Raw genomic sequence first — 25,640 nt, 5'->3', positions numbered from 1 at the left:
GCACGCACACTCGCCGCGTTGTCGGAACGCCCGAGTACATCCAGTACGAGGGCGATCCTCCGCCTTGCGATTGCACGCACCAGACGCCGCGGGCCCCGCCCTCCGGGCGGACGGCGCTACTTTCGAAACACGCCCTAGGCCGCGTGTCGTCCGGTGCGGGTGTGGCCCGTGTCGAGTACGCGCAGCGCCGTCGTCAGCGCCGTGGTGGCCCCGGGGGCCGCGGTGAGCCAGGAGTCGGGGTCCTGCCAGCCGGCGTCGAGGGCGATCTCGCCCGGCAGCCAGGCGTGCGGGCACACCCGGCGGGCCCCGTCCGCGGCGGCCTGCCGCTGCCAGACGGCGTCCCAGTAGTGCGCCAGCCGCAGGTTCGCGCCGCCGACGACCGACTCCGCGCGGGTACGGCAGTGCGCCGCGGCCGTGCGCCATTCGGCGACCGAGCGGCCCCACCGGTCCAGCAGCGCGGGCGAGGGGCTGCGGCGCACCTCGTACTGGGTGACCACGGCGACGGCGCCGGAGTGGATGCCCGCCGCCAGCGCGTGCCGGTCGCGCAGCAGCCGTCCGCGCAGTTCGACGGTGGCGCGCTCCGCGATGAGCCGCACCTCCTGCACGTACGGCGTGATCAGTTCGGGCGAGGCCGGGTCGTGGTCGGCGGCGGTCACCCGCAGCCGGTCCCCGTCGAGCCGTCCCCGCAGGCGGCTGCGCACCGAGCTGCGCAGGTCGAGCCCGCACTGGCGCAGGCAGCGCGTGACGCTGTGTCTGGTGTCCACCGGAGGTCCCCCTATGTGCGTGTGCCTTCCCCGAGGCACGGAAGATCGGCTTTCCGTACGGTCCGCGCGTCGGCGGTGTGGAATGAGAAAGCCAAGGCGAATGAGCGTAGCGGAATATGTGATGAAAGACATACGTGTGGGGCGAAAGAATCCGCACCTGTCCCGGAGCCGGAATGAGTCCGTTTCTGTTCCGGATTCGGTCCGGTTCCGATCCGGAACGGAACCGCTCCGGCATTGCCGCGCGCGGGGGCCGGGGCGAATACTTTTCTCCCCGTACACAGGGGAGGGAACACCTTGGGAAACACGGAACGGCTGGATGTCAGCGGCGCACACCTGCCGCTGCTCACCCTGGGGCCGGGAACGCGGCTCGGCATCTGGGTGCAGGGCTGTGCGCTGGCCTGCCCGGGCTGCATGTCACGGCACACCTGGGACCCCGCCGGCGGCACCCGTGTCCCCGTGGCCGACCTGCTCGCCCTGTGGCAACGGGCCCTGGAACGGGGCGCGTCGGGGCTGACCGTGAGCGGCGGGGAGCCGTGCGACCAGCCGGCCGGCCTCGGCGCGCTCCTCAGGGGCGCGGACGCACTGCGCCGCGCCCCCGCCGTACGCCCGGCGCCCGACGGCGGGGCGCCCGACCTGCTCGTCTACACCGGGTACGAGGAGGACGAACTCGGCGCCGAGCAGCGGGCGGCGCTCGGACCGGCCGACGCCGTGGTCACCGGCCGGTTCAGGACCGCCGAGCCGACGGACCTGGTCTGGCGCGGCTCGGCCAACCAACGGCTCTGCCCGCGCACGGAGTTGGGGCACCTGCGCTACGGCCCCCACCTCACCCGCACCCGGGACCCGCGGGACGTGGGGCTCCAGGTCGTGGTGGACCGGCGGGCGCCCGACGGGACCTGGCCCGTGCGCTGGTACGGCATTCCGCGCCGCGGCGACCTGGCCGCGTGGGAGAGGGAGGGGGCCCGCCGTGGACTGCCGGTCTCGGCGCCCAGCTGGCGCCCCTGACCACCCCTCGGCCCCGGTCGCCTCCGGCCGCCGCTCGGCCCCGGTCGGCGCCTCCGGCCGCCGCTCGGCCCCCGTCGGTGCCCCCGGCCACCGCTCAGTCCTGGTCGGCGCCCCGCAGCACGGGGATCAGGGCCGGGGTGCGGGTGACCAGGTGGACGGTCCAACGGGGGTCCGCGCGAAGCTCCTCCTCCACGGCCCAGCGCAGCCACCGGGCGGCCCGCTCGGGCGGCAGCCCACCGCGTCCGGCGCCCAGCACGGGGAAGCACAGGGACGCCAACGGCGGGTCGTACGCGTCCCGTTCGCCGGCCGCGACGCGGAAGGCCGCGGCCACCGCGTCGACCACGGTCCGCTCGCACGCCTCGTAGCCGTTGCCGTTGCGCCGGGGCACCGCGACCGCCGCGTGCAGTACCCGGCGGACACCGCGCTCGGCGAGCGCGCCGGGACCGGTGGGCACGACCGTGCCGGGCGGCACCTGGAGGCCGCTGCGGTGGTGCAGGGCCAGCCAGCCGCGCAGTTCACGGGCGAGGGGGTCGTCGACGACGGCGTTGGTCTCGTCCCGCACGGCAGCCGCGCGGCGCAGCGACCCGGAGACGGTGTTGCGGAAGATCTTCGACATCTCCAGGTACGTGTTCTCGGACGAGACCAGGATGTCGATGCCGCGCAGCAGCTCGATGGGGGAGAGGTGCACCTGGATGGGCGGGTGCGCGGGCGGGCCGCCGGGCGCGGCCGTGTCGTAGTGAACCGGCGGGTCGGTCATCCGGGCCGACCCGGGCGGGCCGCCCGGGGACGCCTCCCGGGTGTCCGGGCTCCCGTCCTGCGGGGTGCCCGCTCCGGCCAGGGCCAGCACCGCGTCGGCCAGCCGGTCCATCACCTGGTGTTCCTGACGGTGCCGGAAGCTCTCCGTGGTGACGCCGAACACCGCGGCCGCCGCCTTGCGCCGCTCGCCCGCGATCTGGGAGCCCGCGCCGACGAGCCCGAACGAATGGGCCGCCGCGCGGGCGAGTTCACCGACCGGGCCGGCGTCGGGCGGCACCGGGGCCAGGTGGTCGCCCGGCGGTGGCGCGGAGCCGTCGAGCCAGTGGACCGCCGCCCGCAGCAGGCGTTCGATGCCCGCGGCGGGTTCCTCCGGGCCCGTCGGCAGACCCGCCGCGGTCGCCGCGGCGGCGAGACCGGGATGCGGTGTCTGCCGGACGCGCGGGAGGCCGGCCTTGCGCAGGGCGCGCAGTTCGGCGACGAGTTGGTGGTGCGGGGGGAGTTCCGAGGGCGCCGCGGGGCGGTGTGCCAGACCCATGCCAGCACGATAGGTCCGTGCTCCCCGGGGCGTGCAGGGTTTTCGCGCGATCCGCACAAAGCCTCCGGACGCCGGGTCGACGGCCCCGCTGTCGTTTCTCTTTCGATCCCTTTCGCGTTTTATTCATATGCGATCACGCGGGTCTTCTTTCTTCGATCGGAAGCAATCGGAAAGTGATAAAAGTTCGACGGGCGCCGTTGAGGGCATATTTTCGCGTGGTATTTGTTCGGCGGGGGGAATCACATGAGCACCGAAGCACCACCTGACGGAGCGTCGGGCGCGGCGGGGAACGCCGTTCCGCCGACCGATCAATTCCCGGACGTCGAACCCGACCCGGCGCGCGGCCGGGAGGCCCGGCCCGAGCTGCACGACCTGCCAGACGAACTGCGCGGGCGCTTCGAGCGGCTGGCCGAGCTCGGCGCCGGCCGCACCGGCGAACCACGCCCCGAACAGGCCGTGGTGCTGCGCGTCGTGGAGCGCGAACCCCGGCTCGGGCCCGCGGGCGTTCCGCTGGTCTGGAAGGGCTACCACCACTTCTTCGCCCCCGACCGCAGGGTCCACGAGGTCCTGCGCGAGCGCATCGACGAGCACCTGACCCAGGTCCTCGAACGGGGTGTCGCGACCGGCATGGTGTGGGAGGTCTGCGCCTCGGCGGGCGAGACCACCCTCACCGAGTACCGCGAGCGCCACCAGGAACGGGAGGGCTCCCCGCTGCCCGCCGAGCACGTGCGGAGCGTGGTCGGGCAACTGCACGCGGCGCTGACCGCGCTGCACGGGCGCGGCCTCGTCCACCGCGACGTCGCCCCGGACAACGTCGTCGTCCGCGAAGGCCCGCACGGCGAGCCGCGGTTGGTCCTCGTCGACATCGGCGCCACCCTGCCGCGGGCGTCCCAGCGGGTACGGCGCTGGACCGGCAAGCCGCTCTACGTCGCACCCGAGGCCGCCGCCGTCGTCCAGACCGTCGACCCGTGCGTCGACTGGTGGTCCCTCGGCATGCTCACCGCCGAACTCGCCCTCGGCGCCCACCCGATCCGGCTGCGGGAACGCGGTCTCGTCCTCAGGCGCATCAGCACCGAGGACATCGACCTGAGCGACATCGGCGACCCCCGGCTGCGCGCCCTGTGCGAGGGACTGCTCACCCGGTCCCTGAAGCACCGCTGGGGCGCGGAGGAGGTCGACCAGTGGCTCGACCCGGAGCGGGAGGACCCCGTGCCGGTCACCCGGTCGGCGGCGGCGCCCCCGCCCGGACCGGCCTCCGAGCCCGGACCGCGGGTGCCGCCCTTCACGTTCATGGGGCAGGAGTACACCGACCCGGAGGAACTGGCCGAGGCGCTCGACCGCTGCCACCCGAGTGCCGAGCGGCTGCTGTCCGCCGCGTCCCGGCGCGCCGAACTGGTCGAGTGGCTGGGGCAGTTCGTGCGGGGCACGGCGGCGGGAGCCGGGGGAGGCACACGCGCCGCGCGAGTCCCGAGGGCGAGGAGGGCCGCGAGCGCGGCGCGAGCCGCGGGAGCGGCCGGGGCGGGCCGCGACACGACGGGCCGCGACACCGGGGACGGCGACACGGCGGGCGGCGACGACGGGGCCGATCCGCTGGAGGCCCTGCGCACCCGGCTGGCCGACGCGCCCGACCCCGTCACCCTCGCCCGGCTCCTGAACCGGCTCGGTCCGCACCTGCCCGTCACCTGGCACGGCGCCGGCCTCGAAGGCCACCAGTTCCCCGAACTCGTACGGCAGGCGGTCGAAGGGGACCGGGACGCCCGTGACCTCGTCGTCGCGCTCGGCCACCCCGGACTGCTCACCGCCCTCGCCGTCCGCCCCGGCGGCGAACAGCTCGCCGCCACCGAGGAGCAGTGGCGGCGGCTGCGCGACGCCTGGGACGCGCAGGCCGACGAACTCGCCCTGCGCCACCCCCGGCTGCGCCGACGCCTCGTACGGGCCGCACTCGCCCGGGACACCGCCGTGGACGCCCGGCTGCTGCACCTCGCGCGGCTGCCGCAGATCGCCGGCGGCTGGACCCGCTGGGCGCAGGGGAGGGCACAGACGCTCGCCGTCCGCGTCCCCTGGTTCGAGCGGCTGCTCGACGAGGCCGACGACCCGCTGCGCCCGCTCGCCGCGCGGATGCTCCTGCCCCTGGCCCAGGACGACGCGGCGCGGGGGCTCGCGCGTCTGGAGGAGCGGCAGCGCCAGGAGGCCGCCGTCGCGCTGGCCGCCGCCCGCGACGGACTGGACGTCGCGATGCGCCGGCTCGACATGCTGCCGAACCTCGGCTGGGCGGTCCTGGGCGCCGTCCTGGTCTGCGCCCCGTGGGGCTTCGTCATCGCCCTCTCCGACGCCGCGGGACTGGCCCCGCCGTCCGCCGTCGTCATGGGCTGGCTGCTGGCGATGCCCGGCGCGCTCGTCGTCCACGCCCTCGAACTGTGGATCGCGGTCCGCATCGGACCACCGGGCTACCACCCCTCGCACTCGCTGGCCGGACTCGTCATCGGCACCGCCGAACGACCGGGCCGCTTTGTGCTCGGCGGCCGCTGGGCGCGGCTCGTCGCCGGTCTGCTGGTGGCGGTCCTGTTCACGGTCGTCCTGCCGTACGTCCTGCTGTGGGCGCCGTGGCTGTGGCCCGTGGGGACCGTCGTCGCGCTCGCCGTGTGGACCGTGCGGCGCGACCGGGCCTGGCGGCGCGCACTGCGTCGGCAGCGGGCCCTCCAGGCCGCCGTCCGCGACGGCCGCGCCCGACCCGCCGTCCCCGAGGGGAGGACCGCATGAGCTCCGCCGAGGGGTACGCCGGCATCCAGGACGTCCTGCCGACGTACGGGTACGACACGTCGTCGCCCGTCTCCACCACCGACGTCACGAGCCAACTGCCGCACATATCCATGGTCGACGTCTCCGGCGCCGTGGACCACGCCGTGCACGGCCTGGTCCACGCGCTGCACGAACTGCTGGAACCGGCCGCCATCGCGCTCGGCGCCATGAGCGGGGCGCTGCTGGCGGGGCGGGCGGCCATGGCCGCCACCGGGGTGCTCGCACACGCCGCCGTCCGCGCCGCCGAGGAGCAGCGCTGTCTGCTGCGGCAGCAGGAGGCCGCCCGCGGCGCCGCCCAGCAGTGGGAGAGCGCCGCGTTCGCCGCCACCCGGGTCAACGCCCGCCGCACCGTCCTCGCCGGGCGGCTCGCCCGCGCGGCACGGGGGACCCCGCCGGGCTCGCCCCCGCCGCCCGCGCCCGTGCTGCCGCCGCCGGTCCAGCCGGTGGGCTGCCGCCTGGACGCCACCCGGGAGGCGGTGGCCGAGGCGGAGCGCGCCATCGAGCGGGCCGAGGCCGAACTGTCGGCCTGGGAGTGCGCGGTGGCCGTCGACGAGGTCGCCGACCCGCGGGACACGGCGTGGCAGCGGATCCTCGCGGAGCGGCGCCGGGCCGGGCGACGGGCCGCCGCGCGGACGGCGCCGGGTGCGGGGTCCGGTGAGACCGCCGGGACCGGCGAGTTCGGCGGGACCGGCGGGGGCAACGGAACCGGCGGGGTCGCTGGGTCCGCTGGGGTCGGCGGGTCCGGTGGGGTCGGCGAGTTCGGCGGGACCGCTGGGACCGCTGGGATTGGCAGGTCGGCCGGGTCGGCCAAGTCGGCTGGGTCTGCCGGGTCTGCCGGGTCTGCCGGGTCTGCTGGGTCCGCCGGGTTCGCCGGAGTCGGTGGGCCGGCCGGAGTCGGAGGGTCGGCTGCGTGGTCCGGGCCGGTTTCCGTCGCTCGGGCCAGGGGTGCCGACGAGGACGAGGTGACCTCCGTCTCCGCCGGCCTGCTGGCCGAGTTGCCCGCCGACGCGACCGCCGATGACACCGAGCCCGTCGTCACGGCCCTGCACTACGCGCTGATCTGCGCGCGTGAGGGCGACGGCACCGGCGCGGCGGAGCACCTGGAGGAGGCCAGGCTCTTCGCCGCCGAGGCCGGCCGGCGGGTCCGGCTGCGCGCCGAGGCGCTGGTCCAGGCCGCGGCCCAGCTGGAGTTCCTCACCACCGAGGTGCCCTCGGACGTGGAGCCCGAGCCGCCCGCCGGTGATGTCGTGGCGCTGCTGCGCAGGGCCGTCGAGGAGGGGCGTCCCCTCGGCGCGGCCGACCGGGACCGGGTGCGCGCGGCGGTGGACGAACGGCTCGGACACCTGGAACACCGCTACGTCCAGCAGAGCACGGCCCAACTGCTCGGCGCCCTGAGCGGCGGCCGGACCGAGTGGTACGAGTCCGCGTCCGGCGAGCGGTACACCACGTACGTGCCGCCCGGCTGGGAACCCGACCACTGGATCGAGGTCACCGTCCGCCCGGACGGCATCGCCCTGGCCACCCGCAGGGCCGGGCCGCCCTCGCCCCGCGACGCGGAACGCTGCGCCGAGGCCAAGGGGTGGGCGGCGGACTTCGAACACGCCGTCGCCCGCCTGGGCCTGGACTGCGACTTCCGCTTCGACTCGGAGACCGTCGCCCCGGGCAGCCCGCAGGACGCGGCCCGGGCCATGTCGGGGGCGTCCGCGCACGACCGGGACCGTCCGGGCGGACGCACCCGGGACGACCTGCGACGCCGGACCGAAGGCCCCCGGCACCGCCTGATCGACGACCGGTCCGACGATCACCACTGACCCGCGTGCCGCCGCCCCGCCTCCCGACCCGGCGGGTGCGGCGCGTCGCACCGGCGAGAGAGGAACCACCAAGTGAGCACGACCAACGGATCGGCGGGGGACCGTCTCGTCAAGGACGGTCCGTCCCGGCACGCCGCGGCGAGCCCGCAGCGGCCGACACCCCCCTTCGTCGACGAAGTCACCGGCACACTCCCGGTGCACAGCCAGTTCGTGGTGCACGGCAACATCCGCGACCGCTACCTGGCGCAGCGCCGCGTCGGCGGGAGGCTGGTCGAGACGGACCGCAGCCTGCCCGAGTCGCTGTGGGACGGACTGCGCCACCTCGGCTACGGCGCACTGCTGAGCTACGACCAGATCACCGGGTTCGTCACCCTGGTCGGCCCCGACCAGGAGATCGTGGTCGAGCTGCTCAACGACGCCCTGCGCAGTCCCCGCACCGGGCAGAGCGGCGGCGGCCGTACGCCCCAACTCCTGGAGGCAGAACCGCTGTTGCGGGAGATCGTCACCGGCTTCCAGGAACGCCGTACGGCACAGCGCCGGGACGGCCGGGAGGCCGAGCCGCTACGGCTGGCGCTGCTGATCGACTACTCCTCCCGGCTGAGCGCCGACGTCACCCGGCTCAGCGACGCCGAGCGGGACTTCTTCCTGGCCTGTGTCCAACTCGCCGAGGACGCCCAGCCGTTGTCCGTCACCCCGCACCGCCCTCCGCGCGACCCGGCGGGCGCGGGCGAACTGTTCAACCCGGTCATCTGGGTCGCCGACAGCGACCGCGACCTGCCGCACTGGCTGGTGAGCGGGTCCGAACGCATCCGCGCGGTCGCCGTCCCCGGCCCGGACGCCGACGAACGCCGGCGCATGGCCGAGCTGCTGGCCTCGGAGCACCCGCCCGCCCCGGCCGGCGACAGGGCCGTACGTCGGGACGGCACCGGAGTCGAACAGGCCGATCCCCAGGCCGGACCCGACCGGCGCTCGCGCCTTGACCCGGTGACCGCGTTCGCCAAGGCCGCGGCCGGGCTGTCCCTGGACGCCATGCGGCAGAGCCACCGGCTCGCCCTGTCACGGACCATGCCCTTCGAGGCGATGCCGGACGCGGTGCGCATCTACCGGCTCGGCGTGGAGAAGGACCCCTGGCGCTCCTGGGGCATCCGCGAGCGGATCGCCCAGGGACACGACCATCTCACCGGGCGGGTGCGGGGGCAGGAGTCCGCGGTCACCATGACGCTCGACATCCTCAAGCGCGCGGCCCTCGGGCTGTCCGGGGCGCAGGCGACGTCCGCCGGGCACCGGCCGCGCGGTGTGCTCTTCTTCGCCGGGCCGACCGGGACGGGCAAGACCGAGATGGCCAAGACCGTGGCGCAGTTGCTGTTCGACAGCGAGGAGGCGTACCTGCGGTTCGACATGAGCGAGTTCTCCTCCGCGCACGCCGCCGACCGGCTGGTGGGGGCGCCGCCCGGGTACGTCGGCTACGAGGCGGGCGGCGAACTCACCCGCGCCGTGCGCGCCGACCCCTTCCGGGTCATCCTCTTCGACGAGATCGAGAAGGCGCACCAGGGAGTGATGGACAAGTTCCTCCAGCTCCTGGAGGACGGGCGGCTCACCGACGGGCAGGGCGTCACCACGTACTTCAGCGAGTGCGTGCTCATCTTCACGTCCAACCTCGGGGTGCAGCACACCGATCCGCAGACCAAGCAGCGGGTGTGGGACGTGCATCCCGAGAACGACTACAGCGAACTCGTGAAGCGGGTGAAGCACAACATCCGGCGCCACTTCGAGGCCGAGGTGGGACGGCCCGAGCTGATGAACCGCTTCGGCGGCAACGTCGTCGTGTTCGGCTTCATCACGGGGACCGCGGCGGAGGAGGTCCTCGACCTGTCGATCCGCAACATCGCCGCCGCGCTGTGGGAGAGCCAGGGCGTCCGGCTGGAGATCGCCCCGCAGGCCCGGCGGCAGCTCGGTGAGTACTGTCTGCGTGACCCGTACGCCGGGGGGCGGGGCATCGGCATGGCCCTGGAGACCCACCTCATCAATCCGCTGGCCCGCGCCATCTTCACGATCCGGCCGCAGTCGCTGCGCGGCACGCTCCGGGTGACCGAGGTGACGGAGGACAAGGAGAACGGCTCGGTTGCCCTGCGGGTCGAACACGACACGGACCACCGATGACACCCCCCGAGGACGACGACGCCCCCTGGGAGCCCCTGACACCCCGCCGCCCACCGCCCCCCACACGGACCCCGTCCCCCGGACACCGGGCCGGGGACGCGCCGAGGCCCGAGGAGGAAACCCGAGCGTCCGACGGGGACGGCCGGTTGTCTGGCGGGAGCACCCGCGTGTCTGATGGGGACAGCCGGATGTGCGGCGGGAGCACCCGCGTGTCTGATGCGGACGGCCGGTTGTCTGACGGGAGCCCCCGCGCGTCTGACGGGGATAGCCCGATGTGTGGCGGGAACACCCGGGCGCCTGACGGGGATACCCGGGCGCCCGACGACGACGGCCGGGTGTCCGACGGGAACAGCCGGGTGTCCGACGGGAACAGCCGGGCGTCCGGCGTGAATCCCTGGGTGTTCGACGACGATGACGACCCCCCGGACACGTTCTCGCCCCGGCGCTCGGGCGGGCGTGGGCGTGCACCCGGCGATGGTGGCGAGCCCTCGGACGGTGGCCCCTCGTCCCGGGGGCCCGGCGAAGGCGCCCGGGACGCCGGGGACGACGACGAGCCGTTGGACACGATCGCGCCGCGGCGGCCCGGCCGGGGGCGCGGGCCGGGCGGCGGTGACCCGTCCTCGGACGCGGACGCGGGCGCACGGCGGCGCGGCGCCACCGGCGGAACCTCGCGGCTCGTGCGGTGCGCCGGGTGCGGGCGCAAGGTGCCCGCCGCGGTGGAGGCGTGCCCCAACTGCTCGGCCCCCGTCGTGGACGTGGCCGACGCAGGCGACGGCGGCGCCGCGGCGGTGCTGCGGTTCTCCGGCGGCCGGGTGCAGGTGCGGCTGCGCCCCGGGGACGTACGGGGCCTCGGCCGGGACCCGGAATGGGCGCCCACCACGGCCCGCGGGTTCGCCGACGAACTGTCGGTGTCCCGCCGCCACGCCGAGGTCGCCCTGCGCCCGGACGGCACCCTGTGGGTGACCGAACACCGGGACGGCACCGCCCACGGCACCCGCGTCAACGACGTCTATCTGCTGCCCGCCGTGCCCAGGCCGCTGGCCGACGGCGATCGCCTCGTCCTGGGACTCCATTCCGAGGCGACCGTGTCGCTGTGCGCCTCCGGCGGGGACCCGGCCGCCGCGGGAGCCTGAACGGCCCCCGCGGCGGCTCACGTCAGCATCACGCGGCGGCCCGCGTCAGCTCCCCGCGGGCTCCCGCTCGGAGACCGTCGCGCGCACCGGGCCCAGCAGCCGCCGGGCCTCGGCCGCGCCCTCCTCCGTCCGCAGACACACCCTGCGCCCGGGCACCGGCTCCAGCGGAGCCGTCCCGCAGCGGTCCCCGAACAACTGCAGCGCCTCGCGCGGCCGGTGGCGCTTGGACTGCCACAACAGCCCCTGCACGCCCGGCGCGTGCTCCCTGATCAGCCGTACCCAGTAGCGGGTCTTGGCGTAGTCGTCCCGTTCCGCGTCGACCAGCCAGGAGTCCTGCCACACCGCGGCCAGCCCCTCCGCGCTCATCAGGTCCACCAGGGTGAGGTCGGCGGTGGTGCGCAGCACCGACAGGCAGTACGCGCTCGCGCGCGCCCAGGGGATGCGCCGCTGGGCCCCGGGCCCGTCGAACCGCACCGACCGCAGCAGCACCTCGCTGAGCGCCGTCACCGGGTCGAGCGCCGCGTACAGATAGGAGAACGGGTCCTGTTCGGTGGCCCCGAACCGGTCGCCGTCGAAGAACGCGTGCTGGCGGCTGGGGTTGAACGACTCGGGCGGACGCGCCTCGCGGTGGCAGCGGTACAGCTCAGTGCCGGCGGGCAGCACCCGGACCAGCGGCACCATAGGGGCACCCTCGGGCGGGGCGTGGCCGGCCATCAGTCGTCCTCCACCAGGGCGCGGGCGGCGGCGAGGATCAGCTCGTGCGGCACCGCGTCCAGCAGGTCGGCCGGAGCGCCGTCCAGCCATTCGTTGTCGCCCAGCCACCAGTCCGCGGCACCCCACGGGTCCTGGCCGGCGAGCAGCAGCCGGTTCACCTCGCGCACCACGGGCCGCAGTCCGTCCGTGCCGGGCGTGAACTGGAACTCCGGGTAGCGGTCGCCGAGTTCGGGGTGGTGCAGCCGGATCAGATCGTCCGCCGCCGCGTCCGTCACGGCCGCGAGCGCCGTGTCCGCGCTCCGCGCCGGGGCGCCCAGCAGCCGCCGCCGGGTGGTGTCGAGGACCTCCTCGGCCGTCGGCGGCGGCCCGGACAGGAAGCCGAGCAGATCGGTCAGCCGGTCCCGGTCGGCGACGACGTCCCGGCCGGTGTCCGTGTCGGCGTAACGCACGGTGTCGTTCAGCGCCGCGCCGACGGGGTGGTGCGCGGGGAGCCTGCTCAGCATCCGGCCCACGTCCCGCACGGCACGCCGGGTCGGGCCGCGGCCCTCGGCGTCGCCGAGCGCGGTGACCCGGCGCAGCAGCTGGGCGCGCTCGTCCGCGTCCAGTTCGGCCAGCGTCTGCGCCCAGTGGCGGTGCAGCAGGGCGATCAGTCGGTCGGGCGTCATCGGGCCGGGTCCCTCCTGGGCGGCTCGGGGGCGGGATTGCCCTGGTGGATGAAGGCGGCCCAGTCCTGGAGCCGCCCGAGGTCCTGCTGTGCGAGGAACGGGTCGAGCACGGCCAGCCCCGCCACCGGCGGCCGGCGCTCGGCCGGGGTGAGGGCGTACCGCTGGGTGGCCCGCAGCGCGTCGGGCGGGGCGAGTCCGGCGTTGAGATGGTGGTGCAGGACCGTCATCAGGGCCGGGGTGACCCGGTCGGACACGGGCCAGCGGGAGCCGACGACGTCCGTGGCCAGCCGGTGCACGAGGGCGGTGGTGAGGGTGAGGGCCTCGTCGTGGTCCGCGTCGCTGAGGTCGGTCTCGCACGCGCTGAGCACCACGAGCGGCCCGGAGCGGTCCCCGGCCGGCGGGGTGTCCATCAGCGTGGTCACCGTGAGGCGGCCGGTCGCGGCGGGCGCGTCGTCCTCGCACCACAGGAACAGCGCGGAACGGGTGGGATCGGTGCCGGCGCGCCCGTGGCACACCAGGTGCACCACGGCGGCACGGCCGTCGGCCGCCGCTGACTCGGCGCCCAGGACCTCCAGCACGGCCGCGGGGGTCGGCAGGTCGTTGCTCCCGGAGCCGTCGTCCTCCTCCAGGACCCGGGCACCGCCGTAGTACGCCTCGCGCAGCGCCTCGATCTCGTCCTCGGCGTGGAACAGGTCCACCGACGGGACCGAGACCAGCGCCTGCCCCTGTCCGACCGGCAGCCTCGACCGCCGTATCCCGTGGACCAGTTCGGAACCGGAGGCGGCGAAGGTCACCACGGCGAGTTCGCACAGGTGGGCGTGGCCGGGGGCGTCGCCCCGCTCCGCGTCCGCGGCGGAGGCGGTGGAGGCGGTGGGGCCTTCGTGCGGCAGCCGCAGCCGTGCGGCCTGCCACGGTACGACACCCAGGTCGCCGCAGGGGACGACCACCAGCCGGACCGGTTCCGGGACCTCACCGGTGCCGTCCGGGCGCAGCCCGCTCTCGGCCAGTGCGCGCCCCCACAGGCCGAGCGCGTCCAGCACCGGCCCCATGACCGACTCGCCCGCCCAGTCGCACAGCAGCTCCAGGGACTTCTCCAGCTTCCTGCCCGGCAGCCGGACCGCGGGGATCGCGTCGACGTCCCCCGCGTCCGAGCCCTGGCTGCGCCGCAGCCCGACCCTGGCCCGCACGAACGCGTCCAGCGGGCCGCGGTGCGCGGCGGACAGCCCCGGCAGCTGCACGGCCCGCACACCGAGTCCGGGCCGCAGCAGCAGCGCGGCGCCCGGCTCGTCACCGGTGCCCGGCACCAGGTACACCAGGGCGTCGGCCCGGCAGCGGGCGAGCGCCGCGCCGAGGACCGGCGGGGGCGGCGGGCCCGCCGCCGCGCCCGCGGCGCCCGGTGCCGTGCGCACCAGTTCCAGCGCCTCCCGGCGCAGGGCGCTGGGCAGCCGGGGCACTCCGGTGGCGTCCGGGTGGAGCACCTCGTCGAGCACGGCGGGTCCCGCGGCGCCCGCGGCGACCGTGGCCTGCCGCCAGGCCGCCGCCGTCTCGTACGCGCCGAGCGCCTCCAGCCGGTCGGCCACCGTGGTCCCGGCCGCGGCGGCGTGCAGCACCAGGGCCCGTCCGGCCTCCAGACAGGCGACCGCCTCCTCGGGCCTGCCGAGCCGCACCGCCCAGCCCGCCGCGAGGACACCGAGGCTGCCGGCCGCCCGCGCGGCGCGCAGACCGTGCTCGGCACCGAGCTGGAGCAGCACGTCGTCCGCCGAGGCGCGCAGGGCCCGCCGGGCGTGGGCGAGCGCACGGGCCAGCCGGTCCCGTACGGCGTCGTCGTGGGCGGGGTCGCCGGAGCCGGCGCGCTGCGCGAGGGCCGTGGCCAGCTGTTCGTGCAGCGGCACCACGAGATCGGCGGCGTCGGTCCGGGCCTCTCCGCTCTCGGCCGCCAGGTCGGCCTCGGCGGCCTCCAGTTCGGCGATGGCCTCGTCGAGGAGCGCCGGGTCGGCCTCGCGGGTGTGCAGGGCGCGCAGGGCGAGCGCGATGGCCATGCGGTTGCGGGGGCGCTGACCGGACACGGAGGCGGGCGCGTCCAGCGCGGCCCGCGCCGAGGCGAGGGAGCGCCGTACCCGTTCGGGGTCCGGTTCGAGATGGGTGGCCAGCGCCAGCAGCGGGGCCTCCATCGTGGTGAGCAGCGGCCGGGCGAAGGGGAGCATGTCGGTGTTGGTGAGGGCGGCGGCGTGCTGGTCGACCGCGCTGCGCAGCGCGGACAGGTCGGCGGTCAGCTGCACCCGGACGAGTTCGAGGCCGCACAGGATGATCCGGGGCAGCCCGCGCCACTCGCTGTCTTCCGCGGTCTCCTGCTCGACCAGGGCGAGGAGTTCGTCCCGGATCCCGTCCAACGCGGACAGGTCGCGCTCGCGTTGGGCGCGGTCGACGGCGAACTGGGCGTTCAGACAGCGGTTCATGAGCAGCAGACCGGGTGCGCCGGGCCGCTCGGGCGCACCCGCGGCGAGCAGCCCGCCGGGGCCCAGCGCCGCCTCGATCAGCTCCTGCGCGGTCTGCCCGTCCTGGAGGCTGTGGCCGGTCATGTGGGAGCCGACCAGCACCGCGGGGACGGTCGCCTGGAGCAGCCACTCCGTCTCGTGGTCGACGGGCCCGTCCGCGTTGCGCACCTGGGCGAGCAGTTCCAACGCCCGTCCGAAGTGGGCCTGTTCGCCGGTGCGCATGCCGAGGGCCAGACAGGACAGCGCCGCGATCGCCCGCGCCGGGCCGTCCTCGGAGCCGGCCTCGGCGACCGTCCGCCCGGTCAGCGCGCGCAGGTCGTCGAGCGTGATGAAACCGGGGCTGATGATCTCGGTGAGGATGGTGGGCGCGTCCAGCGAGCGCGCGATCTCCTCCAGCTCCGCCGGACCGGGCGGCCCGGTGGACGGCGCGGGACGCACGGCGTGCGCCGGGGCGGCACCGGACGTGCCGTCGGATGTGCCGCGGGACGCGCCGTCGGACGTGCCGGCGGAGGCACTGTCGGGGGCACCGCCGGGCGTGTCACCGGAGGGCACCACGTCGAACGCCTTCAGCATGTACGGCAGCGCCTGGGCCAGTCCGCCCAGGGGACCGCTGTCGGGCAGCAGACCGGGCAGCGCCGCCACGATGTCCGCCAGCGCGCCGGTGTTGCCGTCCTCCGCGGACCGCAGCAGCGGCACCATGGCCGCGACCGCCTCGATGTGCGGCGGCAGCCGGCCTGCGTCGCCCGCCACCTCGCGGCCCAGTTCGACGACCTCGGGCAGCACCTCGAGGGTGCTCATGCCCTGCACGGCGGCCGGCAGGCCGAGCGGGAGGTAGCGGGCGAGGCCGGGCGGCAGGGCCTCCGTGCCGCCCTGTCCCGACGGGACGTCCAGCAGCGGGGCCAGCAGCAGTACGGCGAGGTCGCGGGCGGCGTCCCGGCGGACACCGGCGGCCAGCTCCGGCACCTGCCGTGCGGCGCGCAGCAGACCGACGGCCCGCACCCGGTCGTCGGGGTCTCGTCCGTCCGCCCAGCGGGCCGCGACCAACGCCCCGAGCCGCGCGGTGACCGCGGCCGCCGGTCCCGGCGCCCACTCGTCGCCGAGCGCTTCGAGTTCGCCGATCAGCGCCTCACGGGCGGCCTTGTCCGGGCCGAGCGGCACCATCACGTTGTCCACGCACGTCACCCCGGCGCCGTCCGCCCGCTCCAGCAGCCGTCGTACGCGCTCCCCGTCCGCGCCCGCCCCGAGCCCGTCGTCCACCGTCAACTGCCGCCCCCGTCCGGTCGGTTCGTCCGTGCCGGCGCCGATACCGTCCCCCGAGCGGTACCGGCCCCCGGCGATCGCACGGCCCCCTGCCGCACGGTCACGGCGTCATGATGCTCCGGCTCACCCGCACGGGGGAGGGCTTTGTGCCGTACGACCAGAATGCGACCGGCTTTGGACCGAACCCGTCCCGACCTGCGCAGAAGAGGCCGTGAGCGGGGCAGCGACGGGCACCGCGGGCCCATGGGCACGATGCCGGCCCCCGCCCCCTGGCACCATCGGCCGAGGGAGGCGGGCGGGCTGCCGCGCGCCGTACGCGCAGGAGGTCCCGATGCCCCGAGTCCCCCAGCCCTTCGAGGAGATCACCCGCCCCGCCTACGCGACCGCGCACCTCGCCGGACTGCGGATCGAGGGCGGCCGGCACGAGGCGGTGCTCAGCGGTGTCTGCCCGCGCTGCGGGCACCCCTTCCAGTTCGTCCACCCCCTCACCGGGTTCCGCGGACCGTGGCCGTCCCGCTCCCGCGACACCTACTCCGTCCAGGTCGCCTGCGTCTGCGCCGAGGAGCACCCCGGCCGCCCGGACGACGACGAGGGCTGCGGCGCCTACTGGATCCTGGTGCTGGAACGGGACGGCCGGTGAGCTGGCGGGCGTTCCCGGGGCCGCCCGCCGCGCCCGCGGACCGCGCCGCCGCCCGCCACCGCCGGCACCTGGTGCGTCAGGAACTGGCCCGGGTCCGCGAGGCCGCGGCCGCCTGGCGCACGGGCCTCGCCGCGCTGCTCGTCGGCATGGTCGGCTTCGGCCTGGTCAAGGGCCGCAGCGACATCAGGGAACTGGCCGCCCCCTACGACGTCGTGGTGGGCTGTCTGCTGCTCCTGACCCTGACGGCGGGCGCGCTGGGCGGCGTCCTGCTGCTGCGCGCCGCGCACGGCAGGCCCGCGGCCACCGTCGTGCAGCAGACACCGCCCGGTGCGTTCGTGTGGGGCGAGGACGCCCTCGACCACCGGGAGACCCTGCGCGCGGCGGCGGCGCTGACGCGGGGTGTGGTGCTGACGGTGCTGTGCGCCGCCGCGCTCACCGCGACGGTGGCCGTGACCTGGTACGGGCCGGACAGGTCCGCGCCCCGGCTGGAGGTGGTCACCCCGGACGGCGGTTTCTGCGGCCGTCCCCGGGGCGTGAGCGACGGCCGTCTGCTGCTGCGCACGGCGGCGGGCGAGGTGCGCGTCCGCCTCGACGACGCCCTCACCGTCCGCGCCGTGGAGTCCTGTCCGGGCGGGGCGGGTCGAGCCGCCCGGACGCCGACGCGCCCCGGTGTCCCGCGTGTCGGACGCGGGGCACCGGGGCGCGCGGTGGGTGACCGGCGCGTGGCGAGCCGGTCACCGGGGGATCAGGCGGTGGTGCGCTGACGGCGGCGCAGGGTCAGGAACGTGCCGGTCGCACCCGCGGCCAGCAGCGCGCCCGCGCCGACGCCCACCGGCAGGGCCGGGAAGGAGGCGTCCGTGGTCGCGGCCGTGTTCTGCATGGCCGGACCCGGGGTCACGTGCGTGGTCACGGGACGCACGTCGTGGATCGCACCGACGTGCTTGACCGAACCGTCCGAGTTCAGCAGGACCTGCTTGCCGTTCGAGTGCCGGAAGTCGAACATCCCGTTCAGCGAGCCCGCGGTGGCGTCGAAGGAGTGGTCGCCGACGCGGCCGGTGTGCCAGTTGTCCTCGATGAAGCGCAGGACGGACGCCTGGTCGGTCTGCGTGTGGTCGACCTTGTTCACCTTGCTGTACGGCGAGACGACCAGCAGCGGCTGACGGGTGCCCGGACCGCAGCGGTCCGCGTAGCCGCCCGCGGCGGCCGGACCGGACTGGCAGGCGGCGGAGTCGGTGGCCTTGCCGTTCGAGCCGACCGTGGTGTCCTTGGAGCCGTTGCGCGGCTTGGCGTACGCGTGGTCGTACCAGCCGTCCGAGTCGTCGTAGGCGACGACGACGGCGGTGGACTTCCACTGCGGCGAGCTCTGGATCGCGTTGATCTCGTTCACCAGGAAGTGCTGCTCGTCGATCGGGTCGGAGTAGCCCGCGTGGCCGTCCTGGTACTCACCGGCCTTGAGGAAGCTGACCGAGGGCAGCTTGCCGGACTTCAGGGCGGCGTCGAAGTCGGTCAGGTCGTAGTTGTGGTTCGCCTGGCCGTTGTGGCCGATCTCGTCCACGTTGCGCGGCGGCAGGTGGTGCGGGTTGGCCGTCGACCTGTAGTACGAGAACGGGTTGTGGTGCGGGCTGTAGTCGACCGCGGCGGCGCCGCCCACGTTGGTGTGCGTGGTGTCGCACTTGGCGTAGTCGCTCTGCTTGCCGTCCCACGCGGAGGAGGGCCGGAAGCCGCCCTGGAACCAGCCCCAGCTGACGTCCTTGGAGTTGAGCAGGTCACCGACGTTGCGGCCCTGCATCGACGCCAGCGCGTTGGTGCTGGTGTGGTCCTTGTCCGAGCAGTCGTCGAAGGCCGGGTCGGGGTCGTTGATGACCGTGCCGACACCCTTGGCGTTCGGCGAGACCACCGTGTAGGCGTCCGGGGTGGACGTCTGCTTCGGGTTCTCCGAGCCGGTCGTCGGGTCCGTGGAGACCACGCCGTGCGTCTGACCGGAGATCAGGTTCAGCGCGCCCGGGGTGGAGGGGCCGTAGACCGAGCTGAAGGAGCGGTCGTTGAGGGAGTACTGCTGCGCGTAGTTCCACAGCGCGGTGACGGTGTTGCCGTCGTAGTAGTCCATCACCAGGCCCGGCTCACCGAACAGGCCGCCGCTGCACTTGTCGACCTCGGTGTTCTGCACGTACAGGTCGGCCTTGCCGCCGTCGGCCGCGTACTGCTCGGCGCCGTACGAGTGGTTCTGGTCGCAGGTCATGGCCTGCGCGGGGGTGAGCCGCTTGGGCGCGTACTGGTTCGGGTTGTGCTTGAGCAGCCCGGCGCGCTCGAGGGTGTCGATGTCCCGGGGCGTGTTCTTCGCCGCGGTGAACTTCGTGCCGTCCGTGTTGGCGGCCTTCGGGTACGTCCCGAAGTAGTGGTCGAACGAGATGTTCTCGTCGAAGATGACGACCACGTGCTGGATGGGGGTGGCCGTCGAGGAGTGGCCGGAGTGGTGGCCGGCCGGCACGGCGGCCCAGGTGGGCGCGGCCCCGCCGAGGACCGTGAGCGCGGCCGCGCCGGCGAGTGCCCCCAGCCCCTTGATCGTTGTACGTCTTCCCCTGCTGGCCATGCTGGTTCACCCTTCGGGCGGAATCGTCATAACGCTGTACGGCTCGGGATGCTCCGCCCGTCGGACCGCCGATCGGCGGAGGGCTGGTGGCGCCAGGATGAACAGCCGGTCTGGGAACGCTGGCCAAAAATTGACCATGCATTGACCAATCGGGCCGGGGTGCAGTAGTGCACCCCGGCCCGGTGATCAGCTCAACAACCGTCGTCCGTACCAGTCGTGGGCGTCCCGCACACCCGGCAGGGCGAAGAAATAGCCACCGCCGAACGGCTTGATGTAATCGGTCAGGGGTTCGCCCGCCAGCCGCTTCTGCACCGTCTCGAACTGCCGCACGAGATCCTGCTGGTAGCAGCAGAACAGCAGCCCCATGTCCAGGTTGCCGTTGTCGTCCATGCCCCGGTCGTAGCTGTACGCCCGCCGCAGCAGCCGCTGCTTCGCGGTGTCCGGGGTGCGCGGGTTGGCGAGCCGGATGTGCGCGTCCAGCGGAATGACGTCGCCCTTGGGGTCGTCCGCGTAGTCCGGCACGTCGTGCTCCGCGTCGCCGTCCAGGGGAGCCCCGGACTCGCGGGCCCGGCCGAACATCCGCTCCTGCTCGTTGAGGGAGACCCGGTCCCAGAACTCCACGAGCATCCGGATCAGCCGGACCACCTGGTAGCTGCCGCCGACCGCCCAGTCCGGTTCGCCCGCGCCCCGGCCCACCCAGATCAGCCGGTCCATCTCACGGGTGTCGGACACCTCCGGATTGGCCGTGCCGTCCTTGAAGCCCATCAGGTTGCGCGGGGTGCCCGACGGCCGGGGCGGGCTGGAGAAGCCGTCCATCCGCCAGCGCACCTGCATACCGCCGCGGGTGTGCCGGGCGATGTCGCGCAGGGCGTGCAGCACGGTGTCCGTGTCGTCGGCGTGCAGTTGCAGACTCAGGTCGCCGTGGCACCACTCGGGACGCAGGTCGTCGTCCTCGAAGGCCGTCATCGGCATGAGCAGGCGCGGGCGTGCGGACGCGAGACCGAAGCGGTCGTCGAACAGCGAGGCACCGACGCCCACCGTCACCGCGAGCCCGCCCGACGGCAGCCGGTCGCCCAGGATGCCCGAGTCGGACGGCGGACCCGTGATGCCGACCGGGTCCGGGATACCGCCCGAGGTCAGGAAACGGGCGCGTTCGGTCAGGGCGCGCAGCAGGTCGGTCAGACCCGCGCGGTCGTCGGCGGTGACGTCGAGCGCCGCGAAGGCCGTGACCCGGCGCGGGGCGGCGATCACCGACGCCTGGTGCGCACCGTGGAACGGGGCCACGGCCGGCCGCGCGTCGGACGCGGCGGTCGCGGGCGCCGCCGCCCCGCCCGCGGCCAGCCCGGCGCCGGCCAGCGCCGCGCCCCGCAGGAAGCCCCGGCGGCCCACACCGCCGGCCCGCTCGGACCGGTTCGCACGCTCGGCCGGGTTCATACGGTCCTCCGCGGGTCGCACAGGGTGGCCACCGAGGCCAGCCGCTCCACCAGGTCGTCGAGCGCCGCGTCCACCCGCTCCCGTCCGTTCCGGTCCAGCCGGTCCAGCGGTGTCCAGCCGGATGCCGTACGGAAGGAGTCGAGGGTGTGCCGCGTCCGGTCCATCTCCTCGTCCAGGCCCGGCAGGTCCGCCAGCCGCGGGGTCAGCAGCGGCCGCAGCCGGGCCAGCACCTCGCGGGTGCCGTCGAGGTTGGCCCGCGCGGTGGCGAGATTGCTGCCGCTGCCGTAGTCGGTGCGGCCGGTCAGCTCGAACTGCACGGTGTTCTCCAGGATCTCGTGCGCCCGCAGCCCCAGTTGGGCCGGGTCCATGCGGGCCTCGGCCCAGCTGTCGCGCAGGGCGGTGACGGCCTTCACCAGATCGGCGGCCGGGCCCCGCAGAGCGCTCGCGGACTCGCCGTGCCACAGCCCGTACTCGATCCGGTGGAAGCCGGTGAAGTCCTTGTCGTGCACGCCGCCGGGCAGCCCCGCGTCCGTGCCGTTGATCGCGCCGTCGGCGTCGCCGAACGCGTCGTACGCCGCGCCCAGCCGCTCGTACTCCATGTGCGCGGGCAGCCAGGCCTTCCGGGCGCCGGCCAGGTCGCCGCGGTCGACGGCGTCCCGCAGGTCCCCGGTCAGCCGGACCGTGGTGCCGAGGCCCCCGGCGACCCACTTCTGGTAGTCGAGCGCGGGCGGGATCAGGTCGTGGACGGTGAGCGCGGGCGCCGCCGGGCCGCCGGTGCCCTCGGTGAGGTGGACCGTGGGGCCGGTGACCGCGTCGGCGTCGTCGGGGACGCACTTGAACGCGTAGGCACCCTTGCCGAGGCGGACCGTGAGCGGTCGCGTCGTGCCGGGCCCGATGTCCTCCACCTCCCCGTAGACGGCCTGGGACTTCGGGTCCTCCAGGTACACCTCGGCGGGGCCCGCGGTCGTGTTGTGCAGGTCGAAGACCTGGACGCCGGGCACCGGCGCGGACCAGCCCCGGCCGCAGTGGCCGGGGGACACCTCGACGGTGGTGTGGGGAACTGCGGGCGTGGCGGCGCGTGCCGGGCGATCCGAGTGCCGGACGGCGAGCACCACGGCCATGACGAGCAGGAGGACGAGGCCGAGGGCGCCGTACAGGCGCGCGGGTGTCCCCCTGAGGCCGGACGGCATCCGGACCTCCCAGGATCGTGACGTGCGTGAACGCCTCATGCTAGGAACCGGATCGCCCCCGGACGGACGTCCAGAAGAACCCATGACCAAGAGTTCCCCCCTGGTTCACCGTGCGGTTCCCGGGGCGGCGGACGTCCCGCCGGGGCGGCGGCGGGACGGGCCGGGGCGGGTCAGGGCTCGATCAGGCCGACCCGGATCGCGTAGCGGGTGAGTTCCAGGCGGTCCTTGAGGGCGAGTTTCTGGAGCAGGTTGGCGCGGTGGCGCTCCACGGTCCTGGGGCTGATGACGAGCAGGTCCGCGATCTCCTGCGAGGTGTGGCCCTCGGCGACCAGCTTCAGGATCTCCTCCTCGCGGTCGGTGATGGTCCTCGCGGGCAGCGCGCGGCCCTCGCGGGCCAGGTCCAGATAGGCGCGGATCAGGGCGTTGACCGCGCCGGGGTAGAGGAACGGCTCGCCGCGCATGGTGGCCCGGCACGCCTCCACGAGGTCGCGGTCGGCGACGGACTTGAGGACGTAGCCGGAGGCACCCGACGCGAGGGCCTCGAAGAAGAACTGCTCGTTGTCGTACATCGTCAGGATCAGGACCCGTGTCCCCGGCTCGTCGCGGGCGAGTTCACGCGCCGCCTGGAGCCCCGTCAGCCGGGGCATCGCGATGTCCAGCACGGCCAGGTCGGGGTGGTGGGCGTGGGCGAGCGCGACCGCCTCGGCCCCGTTGTCGGCCTCGGCGACGACCTCCAGATCGGGCTCGCCCTCCAGGATCAGCCGGACCCCACGACGGACCAGCGCGTGGTCGTCGGCGAGCAGGATGCGGGTGGGGGAGGGGGCGGAGGGGTGGGTGAGGGGAGCGGAGGAGCGGGAAGGGATGGGCATGGCGGGGGACTTCCGTGGTCGGGGATCGTGGGTCGTGGTCAGGTGTCCGTACGGCCTCCTTCCGGCAGCGGTACGTCGAGTCGTACCTCCGTGCCGCCGTCCGGGCCGGGCCCCACCGTGAGGCGGGCGCCGATCAGGAGGGCCCGCTCCCGCATGCCGCGCAGCCCCGCGCCCTCGGGGGCCGTGCCGATGCCGTGCCCGTCGTCGCGGACGCTCAGCTCCACGCCGGACGGGGTGCGCCGCAGGGCGAGTTCGGCGCGGGCGGCGCCGGCGTGCCGGGCGGTGTTGGTCAGACCCTCCTGGGCGACCCGGTAGAGCACGAGTTCCCGCGCAGGGCCGAGCGGCGGCAACTCCGGGTCGAGCCGGTCCCGCACCGCGAGGTCCGGCCCGGTGAACTCGCCGGTGAGCGACTTCAGGGCCCGGGCCAGACCGAGTTCGTCGAGCACACCGGGCCGCAGTCGGCGGGCGATGCGGCGGACCTCGTCGAGTCCGGCCCGGGTGGTCTCCCGCACCTCGTGCAACTGCGCGCGCAGGCCGTCCGGCGCGTGCCGGGCGACCCGCTCCAGGTCGAGCAGCACGGCGGTCAGGGTCTGGCCCACCTCGTCGTGCAACTCCTGTGCCACGCGCCGCCGTTCGGCCTCCTGCGCGGACAGTGCCCGCGCGCTGCTGGTGGCCCGCTCGTCCTCCAGCCGGTCGAGCATCGTGTTGAACGCCGTGATCAGCTCGGCGATCTCGCCCTGCCCGCCGGCCCGTGCCCGCGGTCCCGGCCGCAACAGGTCCGCGGTGGTCATGGCCCGCGCGAGGCGGTGCAGCGGGGCCAGGACGACCCGCAGCAGCAGCGCGTTGGCGACGAGCATGGCGGCGAGCCCGGCCGTGAGGATCGCGGCCTCCGTCAGCAGCACCGGCGTGGACACGGTCACCGGTCCCAGCAGCAGCGCGGCGGCCACGACCAGCACGACGGCGTTCAGCAGGAAGATCCGCCAGAACAGGGGCACGGCACACCGCCTCCTCGACCCGGACGCCCGCCTCCAGCCTCGCCGCCGCCCCGCGCCGCCGCCATCCGTGGCAACACCCATCTTCGACCCGCCCCGCCCACGACGCGTGACGGCTCGTGTACGGGGCAACCACCAAGAAAGATGAGGGCTGGACCTGATGGCGGCAGTCGCAGGAGGGGGAAAGCCTGGAGTTACGGGGGCCACCGCCACGGCACGCGAACTGACCGGCTCCGTGGCGGTGCCAGGTTTCGGGAGGGATGAGCCGTGACCCAGTCCGACGACGACCGCCTGGTCGATCTCGAAGCACGTGTCGAACGCGACGATCCCCGCTTCGCCCGCGGGCTCGGCGCCGGGCGCCCTGCCCGGCCCCGCGAGTACCGGCGCGCGGGCGCCTGGTGGGGGCTGGCCGCCGGGGTGGCCGTGCTGGTCGCGGGGGTGTTCCTGCCCCACGGCCTGATGATCGCCACCGGCCTGGTCGTCATGGGGATCGCCGTGGAGCTGTTCGACCCGCACCGGGAGAACGGGGGGCGGCGCAAGATACGACGTTGAGGATCACCGGGGTGCCCGAACACCGGGTGCGCTAGAATTCTTTACCGAGCCCTTACGCTCTGTTGAGCGTTGGCTTGCTCAGTCGTCGGGTGACGTGTGCCGGTTTCCGGCTGCCGTGATGGGGAGGGCGTGACATGGACCGAGTCGTCCGTGGCCCGGCCGCCGTCCGCGCGCGTGTCGGCAGTGCCGCCCGCGACAGCGTTCCCGATACCGACAGCGCCGCCCCGGGCCACCGCGTCCCGCGCTGACGCCCGGCCGGACCGCGCACCCGCGCCGGTCCCTCCGACATCCGATCCGGCCGTCGTACCCGGCCCGCACCCGTCCCCTCCGCGGACGGCGCGCGCCCGCGTGTCCGCGACGGCAGCCACGTCCGGCCCCGCCCGGGGCCCCGGCCCCGGCGCCGGACGTCGGCACCCGCGCAGGCACAGACGCCGCCACCGACCGATCACGGAGGTCAGACGCCCGTGCACCACACCACCACCATGCTCATCGAACTCGGGGCGATCATCCTCGTCCTGGGCCTGCTGGGCCGGTTCGCCGGACGAGTGGGCTTCTCGCCCATACCCCTCTACCTGCTCGCCGGCCTCGCCTTCGGGCACGGTGGCATCCTGCCGCTGTCCGCCAGCGAGGACTTCGTCGCGACCGGCGCCGAGATCGGCGTGGTCCTGCTGCTGCTCATGCTCGGCCTGGAGTACAGCGCCTCCGAACTCGTCACCACCCTCCAGACCCAATTCCCCTCCGGGGCCGTCGACTTCGTGCTCAACGCCGTTCCCGGCGCGGTCGCCGCGCTGCTGCTCGGCTGGGGGCCGGTCGCCGCCGTCGCCCTCGCCGGGGTGACCTGGATCTCGTCCTCCGGGGTCATCGCCAAAGTCCTCGGCGACCTCCGCAGGCTCGGCAACCGCGAGACGCCGGTCGTCCTCGGGGTGCTCGTCCTGGAGGACCTGGCCATGGCGGTCTACCTGCCGATCCTCACCGCCCTGCTCGCCGGGGTGAGCCTCGCGGGCGGCACGGTCACGCTGCTCATCTCGCTCGGTACGGTCGGCGCGGTGCTCTACGTGGCGCTCAGGCACGGACGGCTCGTCAGCCGGGCGGTGTCCTCCGACAACGCCGAGACCCTGCTGCTCGCCGTCCTCGGTCTGACGTTGTTGGTGGCGGGCCTCGCCCAACAACTCCAGGTCTCCGCAGCCGTCGGCGCCTTCCTCGTCGGCATCGCCCTCTCCGGCGAAGTCGCCGAAGGAGCCCACAACCTCCTCGCCCCCCTGCGTGACCTCTTCGCCGC

19 protein-coding genes are annotated in these 25,640 nt (G+C 74.9%); 9 read left to right on the top strand and 10 right to left on the bottom strand.

The features are described 5' to 3' along the window. Window positions 1-134 precede the first annotated feature (134 nt). The gene (locus tag AB0F77_RS39215; protein WP_361958402.1) at window positions 135-764 is read right to left on the bottom strand and encodes a hypothetical protein; all 630 of its coding nucleotides are present in this window, start codon (window positions 762-764) and stop codon (window positions 135-137) included. 294 nt (window positions 765-1,058) lie between these two features. Between AB0F77_RS39215 and AB0F77_RS39210 the strand changes: the two genes are divergently transcribed. After that, window positions 1,059-1,766 carry a 4Fe-4S single cluster domain-containing protein gene (locus AB0F77_RS39210; RefSeq protein WP_361958399.1) on the top strand — a complete coding sequence of 236 codons (708 nt, stop codon included), beginning with the start codon at window positions 1,059-1,061 and terminating at the stop codon, window positions 1,764-1,766. A 94-nt stretch (window positions 1,767-1,860) separates the two neighbouring features. Here the strand turns inward: AB0F77_RS39210 and AB0F77_RS39205 are convergent, their stop codons facing one another. After that, window positions 1,861-3,057, bottom strand: a complete 1,197-nt coding sequence (locus tag AB0F77_RS39205; protein WP_361958396.1) for an Appr-1-p processing protein — start codon at window positions 3,055-3,057, stop codon at window positions 1,861-1,863. Between the two features lie 243 nt (window positions 3,058-3,300). Between AB0F77_RS39205 and AB0F77_RS39200 the strand changes: the two genes are divergently transcribed. The 4 genes from AB0F77_RS39200 (at window position 3,301) to AB0F77_RS39185 (ending at window position 10,960) form a co-directional block, all read left to right on the top strand. Further along, window positions 3,301-5,817 carry a protein kinase gene (locus AB0F77_RS39200; protein ID WP_361958393.1) on the top strand — a complete coding sequence of 839 codons (2,517 nt, stop codon included), beginning with the start codon at window positions 3,301-3,303 and terminating at the stop codon, window positions 5,815-5,817. Then, the gene (locus tag AB0F77_RS39195; protein ID WP_361958390.1) at window positions 5,814-7,667 is read left to right on the top strand and encodes a hypothetical protein; all 1,854 of its coding nucleotides are present in this window, start codon (window positions 5,814-5,816) and stop codon (window positions 7,665-7,667) included. The genes AB0F77_RS39200 and AB0F77_RS39195 overlap by 4 nt, the downstream gene beginning before the upstream one ends. A gap of 72 nt (window positions 7,668-7,739) precedes the next feature. After that, on the top strand, window positions 7,740-9,827 hold the full coding sequence (locus AB0F77_RS39190; RefSeq protein WP_361958387.1) for an AAA family ATPase: 2,088 nt from the start codon (window positions 7,740-7,742) through the stop codon (window positions 9,825-9,827). 557 nt (window positions 9,828-10,384) lie between these two features. Further along, window positions 10,385-10,960: an FHA domain-containing protein gene (locus tag AB0F77_RS39185; RefSeq protein WP_361958384.1), complete on the top strand. Its 576-nt coding sequence runs from the start codon at window positions 10,385-10,387 to the stop codon at window positions 10,958-10,960. A gap of 45 nt (window positions 10,961-11,005) precedes the next feature. On the opposite strand, the gene AB0F77_RS39180 is transcribed toward AB0F77_RS39185, so the two are convergent. From AB0F77_RS39180 to AB0F77_RS39170, 3 genes are read right to left on the bottom strand one after another with little or no spacing between them, the layout of a single operon-like run. Then, a complete protein-coding gene (locus tag AB0F77_RS39180; RefSeq protein WP_361958381.1) occupies window positions 11,006-11,674 on the bottom strand; it encodes an RES family NAD+ phosphorylase in 669 nt (222 codons plus the stop codon). Further along, window positions 11,674-12,339, bottom strand: coding sequence for a hypothetical protein (locus AB0F77_RS39175; RefSeq protein ID WP_361958378.1), 666 nt, complete (start codon window positions 12,337-12,339; stop codon window positions 11,674-11,676). The genes AB0F77_RS39180 and AB0F77_RS39175 overlap by 1 nt, the downstream gene beginning before the upstream one ends. Next, window positions 12,336-16,091, bottom strand: coding sequence for a CHAT domain-containing protein (locus AB0F77_RS39170; RefSeq protein WP_361958453.1), 3,756 nt, complete (start codon window positions 16,089-16,091; stop codon window positions 12,336-12,338). Before AB0F77_RS39170 ends, AB0F77_RS39175 begins: the two co-directional genes overlap by 4 nt. 334 nt (window positions 16,092-16,425) lie before the next feature. Here AB0F77_RS39170 and AB0F77_RS39165 point away from each other — a divergent pair, with 334 nt between their 5' ends. Beyond that, window positions 16,426-16,734 (top strand): hypothetical protein, encoded by a 309-nt coding sequence (locus tag AB0F77_RS39165; protein WP_361958376.1) that lies wholly within the window; start codon window positions 16,426-16,428, stop codon window positions 16,732-16,734. Beyond that, window positions 16,731-17,498 (top strand): hypothetical protein, encoded by a 768-nt coding sequence (locus AB0F77_RS39160; RefSeq protein ID WP_361958373.1) that lies wholly within the window; start codon window positions 16,731-16,733, stop codon window positions 17,496-17,498. Before AB0F77_RS39165 ends, AB0F77_RS39160 begins: the two co-directional genes overlap by 4 nt. Here AB0F77_RS39160 and AB0F77_RS39155 read toward each other — a convergent pair. The 5 genes from AB0F77_RS39155 to AB0F77_RS39135 all read right to left on the bottom strand — a co-directional run bounded on the left by AB0F77_RS39155 (window position 17,480) and on the right by AB0F77_RS39135 (window position 23,812). Further along, the gene (locus AB0F77_RS39155) at window positions 17,480-19,324 is read right to left on the bottom strand and encodes an alkaline phosphatase family protein (RefSeq protein WP_361958370.1); all 1,845 of its coding nucleotides are present in this window, start codon (window positions 19,322-19,324) and stop codon (window positions 17,480-17,482) included. The two genes, AB0F77_RS39160 and AB0F77_RS39155, sit on opposite strands and share 19 nt — an antisense overlap. A gap of 186 nt (window positions 19,325-19,510) precedes the next feature. Continuing rightward, the gene (efeB, locus tag AB0F77_RS39150) at window positions 19,511-20,758 is read right to left on the bottom strand and encodes an iron uptake transporter deferrochelatase/peroxidase subunit (protein WP_361958367.1); all 1,248 of its coding nucleotides are present in this window, start codon (window positions 20,756-20,758) and stop codon (window positions 19,511-19,513) included. Continuing rightward, complete coding sequence (locus AB0F77_RS39145; RefSeq protein WP_361958364.1) at window positions 20,755-21,948, bottom strand: EfeM/EfeO family lipoprotein; 1,194 nt, start codon at window positions 21,946-21,948, stop codon at window positions 20,755-20,757. The genes efeB and AB0F77_RS39145 overlap by 4 nt, the downstream gene beginning before the upstream one ends. A gap of 170 nt (window positions 21,949-22,118) precedes the next feature. Then, window positions 22,119-22,817 (bottom strand): response regulator transcription factor, encoded by a 699-nt coding sequence (locus AB0F77_RS39140; RefSeq protein WP_361958361.1) that lies wholly within the window; start codon window positions 22,815-22,817, stop codon window positions 22,119-22,121. Between the two features lie 38 nt (window positions 22,818-22,855). Beyond that, window positions 22,856-23,812 carry a HAMP domain-containing sensor histidine kinase gene (locus AB0F77_RS39135; RefSeq protein WP_361958358.1) on the bottom strand — a complete coding sequence of 319 codons (957 nt, stop codon included), beginning with the start codon at window positions 23,810-23,812 and terminating at the stop codon, window positions 22,856-22,858. 264 nt (window positions 23,813-24,076) lie between these two features. On the opposite strand from AB0F77_RS39135, the gene AB0F77_RS39130 reads away from it, so the two are divergent. After that, window positions 24,077-24,361 carry a DUF3040 domain-containing protein gene (locus AB0F77_RS39130; RefSeq protein ID WP_361958355.1) on the top strand — a complete coding sequence of 95 codons (285 nt, stop codon included), beginning with the start codon at window positions 24,077-24,079 and terminating at the stop codon, window positions 24,359-24,361. A gap of 464 nt (window positions 24,362-24,825) precedes the next feature. Then, window positions 24,826-25,640, top strand: an 815-nt coding sequence (locus tag AB0F77_RS39125) for a cation:proton antiporter (RefSeq protein WP_361958352.1), incomplete at its 3' end; no start/stop codon positions are given.

The organism is Streptomyces sp. NPDC026672 (assembly GCF_040638185.1).
Taxonomy (GTDB): Bacteria; Actinomycetota; Actinomycetes; order Streptomycetales; family Streptomycetaceae; genus Streptomyces.
The sequence above is the reverse complement of the archived record's forward strand: the minus strand, read 5'-3'. Positions and strand labels throughout refer to the sequence as shown.

Bases quoted from the DNA above. Each gene is read 5' to 3' on its own strand.
- efeB (WP_361958367.1), bottom strand. From the start codon at position 20,758: ATGAACCCGGCCGAGCGTGCGAACCGGTCCGAGCGGGCCGGCGGTGTG.
- AB0F77_RS39175 (WP_361958378.1), bottom strand. From the start codon at position 12,339: ATGACGCCCGACCGACTGATCGCCCTGCTGCACCGCCACTGGGCGCAG.
- AB0F77_RS39165 (WP_361958376.1), top strand. From the start codon at position 16,426: ATGCCCCGAGTCCCCCAGCCCTTCGAGGAGATCACCCGCCCCGCCTAC.
- AB0F77_RS39155 (WP_361958370.1), bottom strand. From the start codon at position 19,324: ATGGCCAGCAGGGGAAGACGTACAACGATCAAGGGGCTGGGGGCACTC.
- AB0F77_RS39200 (WP_361958393.1), top strand. From the start codon at position 3,301: ATGAGCACCGAAGCACCACCTGACGGAGCGTCGGGCGCGGCGGGGAAC.
- AB0F77_RS39195 (WP_361958390.1), top strand. From the start codon at position 5,814: ATGAGCTCCGCCGAGGGGTACGCCGGCATCCAGGACGTCCTGCCGACG.
- AB0F77_RS39140 (WP_361958361.1), bottom strand. From the start codon at position 22,817: ATGCCCATCCCTTCCCGCTCCTCCGCTCCCCTCACCCACCCCTCCGCC.
- AB0F77_RS39145 (WP_361958364.1), bottom strand. From the start codon at position 21,948: ATGCCGTCCGGCCTCAGGGGGACACCCGCGCGCCTGTACGGCGCCCTC.
- AB0F77_RS39180 (WP_361958381.1), bottom strand. From the start codon at position 11,674: ATGGCCGGCCACGCCCCGCCCGAGGGTGCCCCTATGGTGCCGCTGGTC.
- AB0F77_RS39205 (WP_361958396.1), bottom strand. From the start codon at position 3,057: ATGGGTCTGGCACACCGCCCCGCGGCGCCCTCGGAACTCCCCCCGCAC.